The 16,858-nt window shown below is 70.3% G+C and carries 14 protein-coding genes, 1 tRNA gene and 1 pseudogene; 5 read left to right on the plus strand and 11 right to left on the minus strand.

The genetic code is table 11. The features are described from left to right. Positions 1 to 31 precede the first annotated feature (31 nt). Both H7I87_RS22195 and H7I87_RS22200 read right to left on the minus strand, forming a co-directional pair. Positions 32 to 104: transfer RNA gene (locus tag H7I87_RS22195), tRNA-Thr, on the minus strand. 41 nt (positions 105 to 145) lie between these two features. Next, positions 146 to 1,351, minus strand: a complete 1,206-nt coding sequence (locus tag H7I87_RS22200; RefSeq protein ID WP_023861949.1) for a DNA polymerase III subunit delta' — start codon at positions 1,349 to 1,351, stop codon at positions 146 to 148. A 98-nt stretch (positions 1,352 to 1,449) separates the two neighbouring features. On the opposite strand from H7I87_RS22200, the gene H7I87_RS22205 reads away from it, so the two are divergent. Beyond that, positions 1,450 to 3,111, plus strand: coding sequence for an adenylate/guanylate cyclase domain-containing protein (locus H7I87_RS22205; protein ID WP_010948854.1), 1,662 nt, complete (start codon positions 1,450 to 1,452; stop codon positions 3,109 to 3,111). Here the strand turns inward: H7I87_RS22205 and topA are convergent. The 3 genes from topA to cspA all read right to left on the minus strand — a co-directional run bounded on the left by topA (position 3,108) and on the right by cspA (position 7,093). Beyond that, complete coding sequence (topA, locus tag H7I87_RS22210) at positions 3,108 to 5,906, minus strand: type I DNA topoisomerase (RefSeq protein WP_009974717.1); 2,799 nt, start codon at positions 5,904 to 5,906, stop codon at positions 3,108 to 3,110. The genes H7I87_RS22205 and topA overlap by 4 nt on opposite strands. Positions 5,907 to 6,110: 204 nt before the next feature. After that, entirely contained in the window at positions 6,111 to 6,701 is a 591-nt protein-coding gene (locus tag H7I87_RS22215) for a hypothetical protein (protein WP_011723615.1), read from the minus strand. Between the two features lie 188 nt (positions 6,702 to 6,889). Continuing rightward, positions 6,890 to 7,093 (minus strand): cold shock protein CspA, encoded by a 204-nt coding sequence (cspA, locus tag H7I87_RS22220; protein ID WP_003419650.1) that lies wholly within the window; start codon positions 7,091 to 7,093, stop codon positions 6,890 to 6,892. Between the two features lie 248 nt (positions 7,094 to 7,341). Between cspA and sftH the strand changes: the two genes are divergently transcribed. After that, positions 7,342 to 9,672 (plus strand): DEAD/DEAH box helicase, encoded by a 2,331-nt coding sequence (gene sftH / locus H7I87_RS22225; RefSeq protein WP_011723614.1) that lies wholly within the window; start codon positions 7,342 to 7,344, stop codon positions 9,670 to 9,672. A gap of 82 nt (positions 9,673 to 9,754) precedes the next feature. Then, complete coding sequence (locus tag H7I87_RS22230) at positions 9,755 to 10,792, plus strand: PAS domain-containing protein (protein WP_003873275.1); 1,038 nt, start codon at positions 9,755 to 9,757, stop codon at positions 10,790 to 10,792. On the opposite strand, the gene H7I87_RS22235 is transcribed toward H7I87_RS22230, so the two are convergent. From H7I87_RS22235 to H7I87_RS22260, 6 genes and pseudogenes are all read right to left on the minus strand, one after another. Then, the gene (locus tag H7I87_RS22235) at positions 10,789 to 11,082 is read right to left on the minus strand and encodes an Rv3654c family TadE-like protein (protein WP_009974714.1); all 294 of its coding nucleotides are present in this window, start codon (positions 11,080 to 11,082) and stop codon (positions 10,789 to 10,791) included. The two genes, H7I87_RS22230 and H7I87_RS22235, sit on opposite strands and share 4 nt — an antisense overlap. A gap of 31 nt (positions 11,083 to 11,113) precedes the next feature. Beyond that, complete coding sequence (locus H7I87_RS22240; RefSeq protein WP_179143964.1) at positions 11,114 to 11,443, minus strand: TadE family type IV pilus minor pilin; 330 nt, start codon at positions 11,441 to 11,443, stop codon at positions 11,114 to 11,116. Further along, positions 11,440 to 11,640, minus strand: a complete 201-nt coding sequence (locus tag H7I87_RS22245; RefSeq protein ID WP_009974713.1) for a DUF4244 domain-containing protein — start codon at positions 11,638 to 11,640, stop codon at positions 11,440 to 11,442. Before H7I87_RS22245 ends, H7I87_RS22240 begins: the two co-directional genes overlap by 4 nt. A gap of 18 nt (positions 11,641 to 11,658) precedes the next feature. Next, the gene (locus H7I87_RS22250; RefSeq protein WP_179143963.1) at positions 11,659 to 12,261 is read right to left on the minus strand and encodes a type II secretion system F family protein; all 603 of its coding nucleotides are present in this window, start codon (positions 12,259 to 12,261) and stop codon (positions 11,659 to 11,661) included. A 7-nt stretch (positions 12,262 to 12,268) separates the two neighbouring features. Continuing rightward, the gene (locus H7I87_RS22255) at positions 12,269 to 13,072 is read right to left on the minus strand and encodes a type II secretion system F family protein (RefSeq protein WP_011723610.1); all 804 of its coding nucleotides are present in this window, start codon (positions 13,070 to 13,072) and stop codon (positions 12,269 to 12,271) included. Continuing rightward, positions 13,069 to 13,245, minus strand: a pseudogene (locus H7I87_RS22260) (TadA family conjugal transfer-associated ATPase); the annotation flags it as partial. The pseudogene H7I87_RS22260 and the gene H7I87_RS22255, both read right to left, overlap by 4 nt. Before the next feature lie 1,075 nt (positions 13,246 to 14,320). On the opposite strand from H7I87_RS22260, the gene H7I87_RS22270 reads away from it, so the two are divergent. Together H7I87_RS22270 and H7I87_RS22275 are read left to right on the plus strand one after the other, a co-directional pair. Next, entirely contained in the window at positions 14,321 to 15,544 is a 1,224-nt protein-coding gene (locus tag H7I87_RS22270; protein ID WP_011723607.1) for an ImmA/IrrE family metallo-endopeptidase, read from the plus strand. Positions 15,545 to 15,560: 16 nt separating this feature from the next. Next, positions 15,561 to 16,787, plus strand: coding sequence for a tyrosine-type recombinase/integrase (locus H7I87_RS22275; RefSeq protein WP_167542810.1), 1,227 nt, complete (start codon positions 15,561 to 15,563; stop codon positions 16,785 to 16,787). Positions 16,788 to 16,858 lie beyond the last annotated feature (71 nt).

Consider the following 16,858-nt stretch of genomic DNA (forward strand, 5'->3'; position numbering starts at 1 on the left):
GCTGGCGTGACGCTCGGCGCCAGACAAACGGAGCCACCTAGGAGAATCGAACTCCTGACCTGCTCATTACGAGTGAGCCGCTCTACCGACTGAGCTAAGGTGGCGTGCCCGATGGGCGGCACGAGTCTACGGCAGAGGGGTCGCGTCACCCAAGTTGCTGGCCGATGGTGGCGACCATGGCGTCGACGGCGAACTTGGGCTTGACGTTGACGGCCAGCGCTTCGCGGCACTCCAGCACCGCCTCGATGCAGCGCAGCAGCCGCTCGGGCGGCGCGTGCGCGGCCAGCGCCGCGACCCGCTCGGCCATGTCCGGGTGGTTGGCCCGCACCGCCCCGGCTCCGGAGGAGGCCATCAGCGCGTCCCGGAAGTAGGTCGCCAGGTCGATCAGCGCCCGGTCCAGCGCATCCCGCGACGCGCGGGTCTGACGCGACTTCTGGCGCCGCTCAAGGTCTTTGATCGCCCCGGCCGCCCCGCGCATGGCGCCCGCGGTGCCCTTGCCGGTGCCGCCGGCGCCCAGCGCCGTGCGCAGCTCCTCGGTCTCGGCCTCGGCGCGCTCGGCGGTCAGCACCACCGCCTCCGCCTCGGCCGCGGCCACCAACTCTTCGGCCGCGGCGTAGGCCCGCGACGGCGTGGCCGCGTCGCGCACCAGGCCCAGCGCCCGCTCCCGGCGCTGCCGCGCCTCGGGGTCGGTGGCCAGCCGCCGCGCCCGGCCCACATGGCCGCCGCTGACCGACGCCGCCCAGTCCGCCGTCTCGGGGGTGAGGCCGTCGCTGTCGACCAGCACCCGGGCGATCGCCTCGGTCGACGGCGTCACCAGCGCGACGTGCCGGCACCGGGACCGCAGCGTGATCGCCACGTCCTCGGGGTCCACCGACGGCGCGCACAGCAGAAACACCGTCGACGGCGGCGGCTCCTCGACCACCTTCAGCAGCGCGTTGGCCGCCCCCTCGGTCAACCGGTCGGCGTCCTCGATCACCACGATCTGCCAGTTCCCGGTGGCCGGGCGCCGCGCGGCGATCTGCACGATCGCGCGCATTCCGTCGACGCCGATCGACAGGCCCTCGGGAACCACCCGGCGCACGTCGGCGTGGGTGCCGGCCAGGGTCGTCGTGCAGGCATGGCAGCGGCCACAACCCGGTTCGCCGTCCGCGGTGCATTGCAGCGCGGCCGCGAAGCACAGCGCCGCCACCGAGCGTCCGGACCCCGGCGGGCCCGTGATCAGCCAGGCGTGTGTCATAGTCCCGGCGCCCGCGTCGCTGTGGCCCGCGTCACCGCGGGCGGCCCGGGCCGCGCCGAGCAGCTCGGCCTTCACCGCGTCCTGGCCTACCAGCCGCGTAAACACCCCGGACATCAGCGCCTAACCTACTGCGTCCGCCCGACAGATACCGATCGGCCACCATACCGCGACCATTCCGTTATCTTCGCCGCCGTCGCGGCCGCCGAAATGACCTGCCGAGAACGCAATTTAGTTTCCGGGACGTCGCCGCCGCCCGATACGGTGGGATCGTGACAACAGCGGCGGCACTACCGGGGCGGATCAGCGCATTCGCCCGCTGGGTGGTGCGCACACCGTGGCCGTTGTTCTGGCTGAGCATGATGCAGGCCGACATCATCGGCGCGCTGTTCGTGCTCGGCTTCCTGCGCTACGCCCTGCCGCCCGAAGACCGCATCCAGCTCCAGGACCTGCCGGTGGTGAACCTGGCAGTGTTCGCGACGTCGTTGGTGGTGCTGTTCCTCGCCGCCTCGGTGGTGAACCTGACGCTGCTGATGCCGGTGTTCCGGTGGCAGCGCCGGGACAACCTGCTGGCCGAATCCGACCCGGCCGCCACCGAACTCGCCCGCATCCGCGCGCTGCGCATGCCGTTCTACCGCACCGTCACCAGCATGGTGATCTGGTGCATCGGCGGCGTGGTGTTCATCATCGCCAGCTGGTCGGTGGCCCGGTTCGCCGCGCCGGTGGTGGCGGTGGCCACCGGGCTGGGCGCCGCGGCCACCGCGATCATCGGCTACCTGCAGTGCGAGCGGGTGCTGCGCCCGGTGGCCGTCGCCGCGCTGCGCAGCGGGGTGCCCGAGAACGTCAAGGCGCCCGGCGTCATCCTGCGCCAGATCCTGACCTGGATGCTGTCCACCGCGGTGCCGGTGCTGGCCATCGTGCTGGCGGTGGTGGCCGACAAGACCTCGCTGCTGCATGCCACGCCGGAGAAGCTGTTCACCCCCATCCTGCTGCTGGCGGTCGCGGCGCTGGGCATCGGGCTGGTCAGCACGCTGCTGGTGGCCATGTCGATCGCCGACCCGCTGCGCCAGCTGCGCTGGGCGCTCTCGGAGGTGCAGCGCGGAAACTACAACGCGCACATGCAGATCTACGACGCCAGCGAGCTGGGCCTGCTGCAGGCCGGCTTCAACGACATGGTCCGCGACCTGTCCGAGCGGCAGCGACTGCGCGACCTGTTCGGCCGCTACGTCGGCGAGGACGTGGCCCGCCGCGCGCTGGAGCGCGGCACCGAGCTGGGCGGTCAGGAACGCGATGTCGCGGTGCTGTTCGTGGACCTGGTCGGCTCCACCCAGCTGGCCGCCACCCGCCCGCCCGCCGAGGTGGTGCACCTGCTCAACGAGTTCTTCCGGGTGGTGGTGGAAACCGTTGGCAAGCATGGCGGTTTCGTCAACAAGTTCCAGGGTGACGCCGCGCTGGCCATCTTCGGCGCGCCGATCGAGCACCCCGACTCCCCCGGCGGGGCGCTGGCCGCGGCGCGGGAGTTGCACGACGCGCTGCTGCCGGTGATCGGTTCGGCGGAGTTCGGCATCGGGGTGTCGGCCGGCCGCGCCATCGCCGGCCACATCGGCGCGCAGGCCCGGTTCGAGTACACCGTGATCGGCGACCCGGTCAACGAGGCCGCCCGGCTGACCGAGCTGGCCAAACTCGAGCCCGGCCACGTGCTGGCGTCGGCGATCGCAGTCAGCGGCGCGCTGGATTCGGAGGCGTTGTGCTGGGACGTCGGCGAGGTCGTCGAGCTGCGCGGCCGCACCGCACCCACCCAGTTGGCCCGACCGGTGAAGCTGGCCACCCCCGAAGAGGTTGCGCCGCAAGAGGTTTCCAGCGAGGTGAGCGGCTAACCGCGCTTGGCCGCCTTCTTGGCCGGGGCCTTGCGGCTGGTTTTCTTGGCGGTCCGCTTCGCCGGGCCGCGCGCCCTGCGGTCGGCCAACAGCTCGGCGGCGCGCTGGTCGGTGAGCGACATGACGTCGTCGCCCTTGCGCAGGCTCGCGTTCGTCTCGCCGTCGGTGACGTACGGCCCGAACCGGCCGTCCTTGATCACCATCGGCTTGCCGGTCGCCGGATCGGCGCCCAGCTCCCGCAGCGGCGGCGCGGCGGCGCCCTGCCGGCCGCGGCGTTTGGGCTCGGCGTAGATCTTCAGCGCTTCCTCGAGGGTGATGTCGAACAGCTGCTCCTCGGTGGCCAGCGAGCGAGAGTCGTTGCCGCGCTTCAGGTATGGACCGTAGCGGCCGTTCTGCGCGGTGATCTCCTCACCGGTCTCGGGGTCGACCCCCACCACCCGGGGCAGCGAGAGTAGGCGCAGCGCGTCCTCGAGGGTGACCGTCTGCAGGTCCATGGTGCGCAGCAGCGACGCGGTGCGCGGCTTGGGCCCGGTGGGCTTCTTGCCCTTCTTGGCGGGCGCGCCGCTGCCGTCGTCATCGTCGGGCGGCGGCTCGGGCAGCACCTCGGCCACATACGGCCCGTAACGGCCGTCCTTGGCGACGATCTCGTGGCCGGTCGCCGGATCCACCCCCAGCACCCGGCCCTCCTGCGGCGTGGCGAACAGCTGCTCGGCCACCTCGAGGGTGAGCTCGTCGGGGGTCAGCGAGTCGTTGAGGTTGGCCCGCTGCGGGGTGGGCTCGCCGTCGTCGCCGGTCACCATGCGCTCCAGGTAGGGCCCGTTCTTGCCCACCCGGACGTAGACGGGGCGGCCCTGCTCGTCGTCAAAGAGCTTGATGGAGTTGACTTCTCGGGCGTCGATGCCCTCCAGGTTGACGCCGACGAGTTTCTTCAGGCCGCCGGAGCGGGCGATCGAGTCGGCCACGCCGTGCTCGCCGCCGAAGTAGAAGTTGTTCAGCCAGTCGGTGCGCCGCTCCTGGCCCGAGGCGATCGCGTCCAGCTCGTCTTCCATCGCGGCGGTGAAGTCGTAGTCCACCAGCCGGCCGAAATGTTGCTCCAGCAAACCGGTGACGGCGAACGCGACCCAGGACGGCACCAGGGCGCTGCCCTTCTTGTGCACGTAGCCGCGGTCCTGGATGGTCTTGATGATCGACGAGTAGGTCGACGGGCGGCCGATGCCCAGCTCCTCGAGCGCCTTGACCAACGACGCCTCGGTGTAGCGCGGCGGCGGGTTGGTGGCGTGGCCGTCGGGGGTGAGCTCGATGGCGTCCAGCCGCTGGCCCTGGGTCAGCTGCGGCAGCCGGCTCTCGGCGTCGTCGGCCTCGCCGCCGGCCAGCTCGTCGACGGTCTCCACGTAGGCCTTCAAAAAGCCCGGGAAGGTGATGGTGCGCCCGCTCGCGGAGAACACCACCTGCCGGTCCCCGGCCTGACCGCCGATCCGCAGGCTCAGCGTGGTGCCGCGCGCGTCGGCCATCTGGGAGGCCACCGTGCGCTGCCAGATCAGCTCGTAGAGCCGGAACTCGTCGCCGTCGAGCTCGCGGCGCACCGCGTCCGGGGTGGCGAACGTCTCGCCGGCCGGACGGATCGCCTCGTGCGCCTCCTGCGCGTTCTTCACCTTGCGGGTGTACTGGCGCGGCGATGGCGAGACGTACTCCTCGCCGTAGAGCTGACGCGCCTGGGTGCGCGCGGCGTTGATGGCCGAGCCCGACAGCGTGGTCGAGTCGGTACGCATATAGGTGATGTAGCCGTTCTCGTAGAGCCGCTGGGCGATGCTCATGGTGCGCTCGGCGGAGAACCGCAGCTTGCGGCCGGCCTCCTGCTGCAGCGTCGACGTCATGAACGGCGCGTACGGCCGGCGGGTGTAGGGCTTTTCCTCCACCGAGGCCACCGACAGCTGGGCGCCCTGCAGCCCGGCGGCCAGCTCGGTCGCCTGGGGCTCGTCGAGCACGATCACCTCGTCGGCCTTGCGCAGCTGGCCCTGTGAGTCGAAGTCCCGCCCGGTCGCCACCCGCAGGCCGTCCACGCTGGTCAGCCGGGCCGCGAAGGTGGGCGGGGAGGCCTGGGGGTCGGACACGCTGGCGTCCAGCTGGGCCACGATGTCCCAGTAGGACGCGCTGCGGAACGCCATCCGGTCGCGCTCGCGCTGCACGATGATCCGGGTGGCCACCGACTGGACCCGGCCCGCCGACAGCTTGGGCGCGACCTTCTTCCACAGCACCGGGCTGACCTCGTAGCCGTACAGCCGGTCCAGGATGCGCCGGGTCTCCTGCGCGTCGACCAGGTCGATGTCCAGGTCGCGCGGGTTCTCGGCGGCCTCCAGGATGGCCGGCTCGGTGATCTCGTGGAACACCATCCGCTTGACCGGAATGTTGGGTTTGAGGGTTTCCAGCAGGTGCCAGGCGATGGCCTCGCCCTCGCGGTCGCCGTCCGTGGCCAGGTAGAGCTCGTCGACGTCCTTGAGCAGGCCCTTGAGCTCGCTGACGGTGTGCTTCTTCTCCGGGCTGATGATGTACAGCGGCTCGAAGTCGGCGTCGACGTTCACGCCGAGCCGCGCCCACGGCTCCGACTTGTATTTCGCCGGCACGTCGGCCGCGGCCCGGGGCAGGTCGCGGATGTGCCCGCGCGACGACTCGACGATGTACCGCGAGCCCAGGTAGCTGGCCAGTTTGCGCGCCTTGGTGGGCGACTCGACGATCACGAGTCGCCGGCGGCTGCCGTTCCCGCCGCTGGTGTTTTCCTTCAGTTTCGGGTCAGCCAACTGCCCTTACGCTCCATCCCTGATTGGTCCCCCCTGCGAGACCACCTGCAGGAAGAATGACAGGTCGGCTACGAAAATTCCGGTGAAATTCACAGTACGCGACCGTTCCTTCGCCCTGCGGCACCTGACAATTTCGCACCCGGAGGCTCGCCTGCGCAAACCGGCGGGCCCGGCGGCGGGCCGGATCCGGGGTCCGTCCGCCCGCTACACGCGCGGCCAGTGCGCCGACGCCTCCGGGCTGTCGGGCGGCTCTCCCACGTTCTCTACCAGGCGTGACAGCCGGCGGCGGCCGCTGATCCGCAGCGCCGGCCGCCCGCCGCGGGTGCCGATCAGCGTGGGCGCGATGCCGACCCGCATCAACGCCGACGCCAGCGGCGAGTGGGTGTCGGGTGCGTGCGGATCCAGCGCCAGCACATAGTGCTCGCCCTCGGGGTTGCCGGCGGCCAGCGTCCAGGCCCGCAACTCGCGCGGCCCGGGCAGCCAGCGCGGCGGGACGGTCTTCACGGCGCCGCGCGTCCATTCGACGGCCAGCGGGCTCAGCGCGGGATCCACCGCGGTGCGCACCAGCGGGGTGTCCTCGTCGGTCCGGCCGATCTCGGCCACCAGGCCGGCCTCGGAGATCATGTCCGCCAGCGCCTCGGCGCGCCAGGTGTGGTCGACCACCACCGACAGCCGGGCGCCGTGGGGTTCCGGGGTCCCCACCATGACGATCTGCCCGGACGCCGCCAGCACCCCGGAGAGATCGGCGACCGCGGGGGGCACCGACTCCGCCGTGAAGAAGGAAAGCTGGCTCACGCCATCCGACAGTAGGCCAGGTCTGCCGTTCGCGTCTTGAGGCAATCGGCGTTGCGGGCGCGCCGACTCGGGCCGCGGGAGATCACCAGGGATGAAACCCCTGGAGAAAACTAGAGAAAAGAGGAAACCCCCCGGCCGGGCCCGCTGGGCGGGACTGCACGGGGGGTATCCGTTTCAGGTCTGCTCGCCTACAGGGAGCGGACTCCGGTGGCCTGGGGGCCCTTAGGGCTGTGGCCGATTTCGAACTCGACCTTCTGGTTCTCTTCAAGGGTGCGGAAGCCCGTTCCCTGGATCTCCGTGTAGTGGACAAACACGTCAGCGGAACCGTCTTCGGGAGCGATGAACCCGAAGCCCTTCTCCGCGTTGAACCACTTCACAGTTCCCTGTGGCATCTCTCGATCTTTCCTTTTCTTCTGGGTGCGGGGCATCGCCTTTCGATGCCCCGGGTCCTGGTACGACCGCCATACCTCGCTCAGTCGCCGGAACTTCACCCGACCGATTAACCTCGCAGGAACCGCGGCCGCAACGTCGATCCTGCGAAAGTTTGACACGAACACAGAAGCTGCGACCGCAAATAGTCAACCATGTTCATCGCGTCGGCGACAGACTTGCGTCGCCGGGCGGTTCCACGAGGGGCGAGATGGCGAGTTTCGGCAGTGAGCTGCTGGCCGCCGCGCTCGCCGGGACCACCGCCGACGAGCAGCCGCTGCGTCATGTGGCCGAGTTGCCGCCGCGCAGTGGCCGGCCGCACGACTGGCCGGCGTGGGCCGAGCCGGAGGTGGTCGGCGCGTTCGCCGCGCGCGGGATCAAATCACCCTGGTCGCATCAGTTCACGGCCGCCGACCTGGCCTGGTCGGGCCGTCACGTGGTGGTCAGCACCGGCACCGCGTCGGGCAAGTCGCTGGCCTATCAGCTTCCCGCGCTCAACGCGTTGGCCACCGACCCGCGGGCCCGGGTGCTCTACCTGTCGCCGACCAAGGCGCTCGGCCACGACCAGTTACGCGCCGCGCACGCGTTGACCGCGGCGATTCCGCGGCTGCGGGAACCCGGTTTCGCGGTCGCCCCCACCGCCTACGACGGCGACAGCCCCACCGAGGTGCGCCGCTTCGCGCGGGAGCGGTCCCGCTGGGTATTCTCCAACCCGGACATGATCCATCTGTCCACGCTGCGCAACCACGCCCGCTGGGCGGTGCTGTTGCGCGGCCTGCGCTTCGTGATCGTCGACGAATGTCATTACTACCGTGGGGTTTTCGGTTCCCATGTGGCGATGGTGCTACGCCGGCTGTTGCGGTTGTGCGCCCGGTACGCCAGCGCGCCGGCGGTGATCTTCGCCAGCGCGACAACGGATTCGCCCGGCGCGACGGCCGCCGAGTTGATCGGGCTGCCGGTGCGGGAGGTCACCGAAGACGGTTCCCCGCAGGGGGCGCGGACGGTGGCGTTGTGGGAGCCGGCGCTGCGGGCCGATCTGGTGGGCGAGAACGGTGCGCCGGTGCGCCGTTCCGCCGGTGGGGAGGCGGCGCGGGTGATGGCCGACCTGATCGCCGAGGGTGCGCAGACGCTGACATTCGTCCGGTCGCGCCGGGCGGCCGAGTTGACCGCGCTCGGCGCGCAGGCCCGGTTGGACGAGATCGCCCCGGAGTTGTCGGCGCAGGTGGCGTCCTATCGCGCCGGCTATCTCGCCGAGGACCGCACCGCCCTCGAGCGGGCGCTGGCCGAGGGCCGGCTGCGGGGCCTGGCCACCACCAACGCGCTGGAGTTGGGGGTCGACATCGCCGGGCTGGACGCGGTGGTGCTGGCCGGTTTCCCGGGCACGGTCGCCTCGTTCTGGCAGCAGGCCGGGCGGTCCGGGCGGCGCGGCCAGGGGGCGCTGGTGGTGCTGATCGCCCGGGACGATCCGCTGGACACCTACCTGGTGCACAACCCGGCCGCGCTGCTGGGCAAGCCGGTCGAGCGGGTGGTGATCGACCCGCGCAACCCCTACATTCTGGGTCCGCAATTGCTGTGTGCGGCAACGGAATTGCCGCTGCAGGAGGCGGAGGTGCGCGAGCTGGACGCCACCGAGGTGGCCGAGGGCCTGGTGGACGACGGGCTGCTGCGGCGGCGGAACGGGAAGTACTTCCCGGCGCCCGGCCTGCAGCCGCACGCCGCGGTGGACATCCGGGGAGCGGGCGGCCAGGTCGTCATCCTCGAGGCCGACACGGGCCGGTTGCTGGGCAGCGCCGGCGCCGGGCAGGCACCGGCGTCGGTCCATCCGGGCGCGGTCTACCTGCATCAGGGCGAGAGCTACGTCGTCGACTCGCTGGATCTGCAGGAGGGCATCGCGTTCGTGCACGCCGAGGATCCCGGGTATGCGACGTTCGCGCGGGAAATCACCGACATCGCCGTCACCGGCGCCGGGGAGCGGCTGGTCTTCGGGCCGGTCACCCTGGGCCTGGTGCCGGTGCGGGTCACCCACCGGGTGGTGGGCTACCTGCGCCGCCGCCTGTCCGGGGAGGTGATCGACTTCATCGAACTGGACATGCCGGAGCACACGCTGGCCACCACCGCGGCGATGTACACCATCACCGAGGAAGCGTTGCGGGACAACGGCATTGACGGCCCGCGCATCCCCGGGTCGTTGCACGCGGCCGAGCACGCGGCGATCGGGTTGCTGCCGCTGGTGGCCAGCTGCGACCGCGGCGACATCGGCGGCTTGTCCACCGCGGCGGGACCCGAACCCGCCGGCCTGCCCAGCGTCTTCGTCTACGACGGTCACCCCGGTGGGGCCGGATTCGCCGAGCGGGGCTTTCGCCGGGCCAGCACCTGGCTGGGGGCGACGGCCGCCGCCATCGAGGCGTGCGAGTGCCCCCGGGGCTGCCCGTCGTGCGTGCAGTCGCCCAAGTGCGGCAACGGCAATGACCCGCTCGACAAGGCGGGCGCGGCGCGGGTGTTGCGATTGGTCCTCGCGGAGTTGGACGGAGGGCCGCGCTGAGCGCAGGGGCGGGCGACGAAATCCGCGGGCCGGTTCACCCGGGCCTGCCCCGGACCCGCCCGGTCACCGTAAAATCGTCCGCATGGCCCACGACTGGTTGCTCGTGGAGACGCTCGGGGGTGATCCCACCGTTGTGGCGCAGGGCCGTCAGCTCAAGAATCTCGTGCCGATCACCACGTTCCTGCGCCGCAGCCCCTACCTCTCCGCGGTTCGGACGGCGATCGCCGAGTCGGTGCAGACCGGCCAGGCATTGACCAGCATCACCCCCAAGCGCGACCGCGTCATCCGCACCGAACCGGTGGTGATGTCCGACGGATTCATCCACGGCGTGCACGTGTGGACCGGGCCGTCGGACATCGAGCCGCCGGAGCGGCCGATTCCCGGGCCGCTGAAATGGGACCTGACGCTGGGGGTAGCCACCGACACCCGCGAATCGCTGATCAACAGCGGCAAGAACCCCGAGGTCGAGGTCACGTTCGGCCGGGCGTTCGCCGAGGATCTCCCGTCGCGTGAGCTCAACCCGAACGAAACCAAGGTGCTGGCGATGGCGGTCAAGGCCAAACCCGATCAAACACTGTGCAGCACTTGGGATCTCACCGACTGGCGGGGCGAGGCCATTCGGATCGGTTTCGTGGCGCGCACCATCTTGGAGCCGGGGCCCGACGGCCGGGAACACCTGGTGGCGCGGGCGATCAACTGGCAGGCCGAGCAGAAGGGGCCCGCGGTGTCGACCGACGATCTGGCGCAGCGGATCCTGTCCGGGCTGGCCCAGGCCGGGGTGCACCGCGCGCTGATCGATCTCAACAATTGGACGCTGTTGAAATGGCTGGATGAGCCGTGCACCTTTTACGACTGGCGCAGCAGCGAGACCGGCAAGCCCCGGGTCCACCCCGACGACCACGCCGTGATGTCGGCCATGACAGAGGAATTCAGCGGGGGCGCCACCAGCAGGGTGCTGCGGCTGGCCGGGCACGACGGCGATTGGGTGCCGGTGCACATCACGGTGAACCGCGTGGAACTCGAGCCGGACGCCTACGCCGGGCTGGTCTCGCTGCGGTTGCCCACCGAGGAAGAGCTGGCCGCCGCGGGCCTGCCGCAAGCCACCGGCGGAACGCCTTAGCCGGTCGCCGGGCCCGCCCGCGCGGCGGCGACGGCGGTGCCGACGGCGCCGACCGCCACCCGCGCCGTGACGACGACGTCGAGACCGTCTGCGACACAACCGATGTCGTCGACCCGCATGGAGTGGGCCACGGCCGCGGCCCGGGCGCAGGCCGCATCGGCTCCCGACGGCAACCGGGCCGCGGCGGCCAGGGCCGCCAGATCGGCCGCCGCCTGGGCCCGGTGCCGCGCCACCACCGCGGCACCGAGGTAGACCGCGGCACCGGTCGCCGACAGCAGCACCACCACCATCCAGGCCGCGACCAGGGTGGCCGACCCGCGCTCACCGCGCCGGCTCGGCCGCCGAGACCGCCTGGGCCCGAATATCGAGGGCGGGCAACAGTTTCGAATGCGCGACAACGGTGGCCACCAGCAGGTCGCCGTCGCGGCGCAGGTCGACCCGCGCCCCCGCGGGCGCGAGGCGGGCCGCGGCCGCCGTGGCGGAGCGTTCGTCGCCGCGGGCGGCCAGCCGGGCGGCCTCGCGGGCGGCGTCGACACAGCGCACCTGCATCGAAACCGCGGTGATCCCGGCCAGGCAGGCCACCAGCACCACGACGAGCGAGGCGATGCCCAGTGCCGCCTCGACGGTGCTGGCGCCGGCACAGCCGGCTATACCTTGGTGTTGAGCGCGCGACCGATGATGTTGGTCAGCGCGGACACGATGGAATCGCCGGTGACCACGGTGTAGAGCACCGCCCCGAAGGCGGCCGCCGCGATGGTGCCGATGGCGTACTCGACGGTCGACATGCCCGACTCGTCGGCCACCAGCACCGCCACACGAGCCGAGAATTTGCGAAACACCTTGCGCATCAATGACTTCCTTTCCTTTCACAACAGCCCGGACCGCAACACGTCGCCGGCCAGCCCGGCCACCACCGGGACGATGCCCAGGCAGACGAACGCCGGCAGGAAGCACAGACCCAGCGGCCCGGCGATCAGCACCCCGGCCCGCTCGGCCGCGGCGGCAGCCGTATGGGCGGCGTCGCTGCGGGACTGGTCGGCCAACTCGGCGACGCCGCCGGCCAGCGCCGCGCCCGAGGCCGCCGAACGCCGGGCCAACCGCAGCAGCGCGTCGATCTGCGGGTCGGCCGGGCCGCCCGGCGGGTCCGGCGGCATCGACCATGCGACGGCGGGATCGGCGCCGAGCGCCAGCAGGTCGGCGGCGCGGCGCAGCACCCGCCCCAACTGCGCCGGGGCGGACGGGACCGCGGCCGCCGCGGCGGCTGACACCGCCATCCCCGCGCCCAGGCATACCGCCAGCACGTCGAGACAGGAGGCGATCGCCAGCGGATCGGGGCCGCGCCCCCGCCCCGGGCCCGGCTCACGCCTTGGCCCCTCGGCCCGCGCCGGCGTGCCGGCACGCCGGCGCGTCAGCGAGGGGCCGGGGCCCATCAGCACGGCCGCGGCCAGCAACACCGCCGCTAGATCCATCTGCGCGTCATGCCATCACCCGATCGACGATGCGGTCGGCCCACAGCAGCCCGGCGCAGGCCAGCGTCGCGCCGACGAGCAGCAGCCACCCACCCACCTGCCCGCCCAGCAGGAAATCCAGCGGCCGGGCGCCGATCAGTTGGCCGAGCAGCACGCCGAGCACCGGCAGGGCGGCCAGGATCGCCGCGGTGGCCCGCGCGCCGGCCAGGCTCGATGACACCCGGGCCGAGAACCGTTGCCGCTCAGCGATATCCCGCTGCGCGGCGCGCATCAGGGTGGCTATGCCCAACCCGTGGTCGCCGGCCAGCCGCCAGCACAGCGCGAGCCGCTGCCAGTGCTCGGGCCGCGCCGAGCCGCGCGACGCGGCGGCCAGGCCGGCCGCGACGTCGGCGCCCAGCCGGGCCCGGGCCGCCACCGAGCGCAGCGCCACCGCGACCGGGCCGGCGGTCTCGCCGGCGGCGACGTCGAACGCGCGCACCGGATGCGAGCCGGCCCGTAGCTCGCCGACGAGCACGTCGAGCGCCGTTTCCAGTGCCCGGCCCTCGCCGGCGGCGCGGCGGATCCGGCCGCGGCGGCGATGCCGCAGACCCGCCGTCGCGGCCACCACCGCGCCGGCCAGCACGCTCGGCAACGGCAGCACGGCCAGGGCCGCGCAGCCGGCGCCGGCGGCCACCCAGCCCAGCCCCGCGAGCCGGCGCGCCGATGGCCGCCGGCTGCCCGTCACCGCCACGCCCAGCCGGCGCCGCGGCGAGGGCGGCCCGACGACGAGGGCAACCGCTAGCAGCAACGCACCCACCACCGGCCCGGTCATGACGGCATCCGGTCTTCCAGCACCCGCCGCAGCAGCGGGGCGGCCTCGGTCATCCCCCGGTCGGCGTGCCACACCGTGACCGAGCGCACCCGTTCCTGAACCCGTTGCAGCACGGCGATTTCGCTGAGTCGCCGCCGGCCGGCGCGGTTGCGCTCGACGTGCAGCAGCACCTGGTGGAATTATCTGTAGGTCACCGCTCAAACCGACAGTCTTACGGCGTGCCTACCTGGGCATTTATCACAAGAAACATGTATTCTTTGATGGTGGAAACGGGCAGAAGATTCGGTCGGCGACACACCGGCCNTTATCTGTAGGTCACCGCTCAAACCGACAGTCTTACGGCGTGCCTACCTGGGCATTTATCACAAGAAACATGTATTCTTTGATGGTGGAAACGGGCAGAAGATTCGGTCGGCGACACACCGGCCGAGTTGCTTGCTTAGGCTGCTTTACCGTGCGAAATTCGCCACATGAACCTACAGGGGTGGTTAGATCGGGTGGTGTCCGATCATCGACAGTCGTTTGCGACGCTGCGTTACGACATCGAGCGGGCGATCCCGAAAGTGGGCGAACAGTGGAAGGCGTTGTTCGACAGTCCGCGGGACATTCATGGACAGGCGTTTTGCACGGATGTTCGGTTGATGGTGTTGCGGATGCGGGAGCTTCGGGGGCCGCAGCCCTGGGACACGTTGTCGTCGAGGTGTGGCAGTGGGTTGTCGGTGCAGATATCAAATGGCCGGGGGATGGACCTGCGGGTTCGGCGGTGGCCGTCGAAGGTGCTGCACGGGGAGCGAGTGCGCATCGTGGCGATGCCGGATGGGGGTGGGCTGCCGCTGCTACGGGNGTCGACCGAACCGGGCAGGCAGATGATGCTCGACGAGGGGTCCAAGGCGGAGCTGTTTCCGGCGCCGAAGACAACCGCGGCGGGCAAGCCAGACATCCTTTCGTTGTGGTGGCCCACCGACGACGGGTCGGGTCTGGCGGAGGCCGAGTTGGCGGCGGTCATCGATGTGGACAGTGCGTCGCGGGTGCAGATCTTGGCAACTTCACCGCTCCCGCCAGTGACGGAATCACCACTGCTGACAACACCGAAACGCAGCGTCGAACCGGCCAGCGACTTCGGGGATCTCGAGCCACCGGCGTTGGGGTCGGGCACCGACGATCCGGACGAGCCGGCCTAGGCGGATCGCGCTGTGCTGGAAGGTCGTATGGGTCATGTCGTGGGGTCGTTGTTGAATCGGAGCTGCGATGAAGACGACGGTGCAGATCTACGGGCTGCGCGTCAACCAGGCTCGGGTGATGCGGGCGATGACGGTTACCGCGGTGATGGAAGCGTTGGGCTGGAAGCATTCTCGGCTCAACCGGTTGGAGAAGTCGACGACAGCCTTGGTGCCGGTCGAGGATTTCGATCGGCTCGTTGAGGTGCTGCGCTTCCCGGCGAAGTTCTTCACTACCGCGCCGACCTCGCGTGTGCATCCGTCGGATCTGCTGTTTCGGGCGCCGCGATCAATCACGGTGTCGGAACGCGAGTACCTGGCTCAGTTCGCGGCGCTGGCTGGGGAATTCCTCGACGAACTGGACAGTCGTGCACAGTTGCCGCCGGTGCGGCTTCCGGTACTGCCTTCGCATACCCCCGTAGCGAAGGCGGCCGAGGTGGTGCGTCAGGCACTGGGATTCGACGTCGACGTGCCGATCGAGTATCTGACGCATGAGGTCGAGCGCAGCGGTGTGGTGATCGTGGTGCGTCGGCTGCTGACGTCTTCATCGCGTCGGGTCCTTGGGGATGAGGATTCGACGGGCAAGCTGGATAAGCATTTGGGTTATTCGGTGCGGGTCGGTGAGTTCAACACTCGGCCGCTGATTGTGGTGCGCCAGTCGAATTCGTGGGAGAGGACTCGGTGGACGCTGGCGCATGAGGTCGGGCATTTGTCGTTACACGCGTCGGGCGGTGTTACCGAAGAACGCGAAGAGCAGGCCTCGGCGTTCGCCTCAGAGTTGTTGGCGCCCGCGGGGGTGTTGGCCGAGGAGGTGTCGCGGGCGCCCTCGCTGGCTGAGTTGTTGCCGGTGAAGGCTAAGTGGGGGATCTCGCTGGGTGCGCTGCTGCGGCATTTGCATGTCTCGGGATTGTTGGCCTCCGACCGGTTCGAGGCGTTGCGCCGTCAGCTGTATACCCGGGTCAACGCGGAAACCGATACCACGTGGGGGCGTGTCGAGCCGGGTTGGAACGATCGCGACGTGGAGCGACCGCTGTTGATCAGCAGGTGGCTCGATATCGCGTTTTCGGCTCGCAGCGCAGCCATGCTGGCCCCTTATGAACTGATGTGGCCGCAGGATGTGCTGGAGGACTTCATGGCCGGGCAGCGCGGAGCTACAGGCACCCATACTCACGGTGCCGAGGAGCGCGTGCCGGCGTTGGCCGGCAGACATGACAATGTGATTGTGCTGTCCCAGCGCGGTAACCGGCGCGGGTAAGCCCCAGGGGTGCGTGGTGGCGCGATCGCAGCGAGTCAGCTTCGGCGAGGGACCCGACACCTACACCGTGGTCGGCGATGACGGACTGCCGATCGGTCCAGCCGCGGAGTATCTGCGGTTCCTACGCGACGGCGGAGCCTCCCCACACACGGTCCGCGCGTACGCCGCCGGCATCGCCGACTGGTTTACCGTGCTCAGCCACACTGGCCACGTCTGGGACGACTTCCCTACCACCTTGTTTGGGCAGTATCTGCAGTTCCTGCGCACTGGGGATCTGCCGGGCTCGGCCCGAATCGGGCCGCCGCAACAGCGCTTGGCGGCCTCGTCGTTGCAGCCGCGTGCCGCAGCGGTGTTGTCGATGTACCGCTATCACGCCGACGCCCACCACGTCGATACTCCGTATCGGCGGCTGTTCACCTCGCGGGGCAGTTGGCGGCGTTATCGGCGCTACGTCGGCTTCCTCGACGGCGTCGGACCGCAGCGTCGCGGGGATCACCCGATTTACCGGATGCGCACACAGAACCGTTGCACCACCCCGGTGCTGACCCCGCCGCAAGTCAACACCATTTTAGATGCGTGTTCGGTGCAGCACGACGGGACATGGTCTGGCGGGCCCGCCGCGGTGCGCAACCGGCTGTTGTTCGCCGTGCTGGCCGAGACCGGCATGCGACTGGGCGAGGCGTTGTCGTTGCGGCACCACGACTTCCACATCGGTGCCGGCGCCACCCCATTCATCGAGATCGTCGACCGCCAAGACCACCCGCACGGCGTACGAGTCAAGACCGGCTCCCGTCGGGTTTATGTCGGCGATGATCTGGAGGCCTTGTACTCCGAATATGTATGGCAGCTGGTCGCGATGGCCGCTGATGTCGAGGTTCCGGATCTGGCCAGCCACTTCGTGTTCGTCAACCTGGCCCACGGACCCCGGTTTGCCGCGATGCGGGTCGAAACCGTCTACGACAAAGTCCGGGGCATCAAACGGGCCCAACCCAGTCTGCCCGCAGGTTGGACGCCCCACTGGCTGAGACACACCCACGCCACCGCGCTGCTATTGGCCGGAGTCCCCGAACACGTGGTGATGCGCCGGCTCGGCCACGCCGATGTGCAGACCACCTTGTCCACCTACGGCTGGGTCACCCAGGACGCCGAGATGCGGTCGTTGGCCAGCTGGAAGAACTATGTCGCCGGCTGGAAAGGACTCTCAATGAAGATGTCAAGCCGCCGACTTGGTGATCGGGGGTGATTCGGGTTGCCAGGTGCGGTTGTCACGGATGAGGGCGTAAAGGACGTTGGTACGGCGTCGCGCCAGGCAGA

This window comes from Mycobacterium timonense, from assembly GCF_025821985.1.
GTDB classification, from domain to species: domain Bacteria; phylum Actinomycetota; class Actinomycetes; order Mycobacteriales; family Mycobacteriaceae; genus Mycobacterium; species Mycobacterium avium.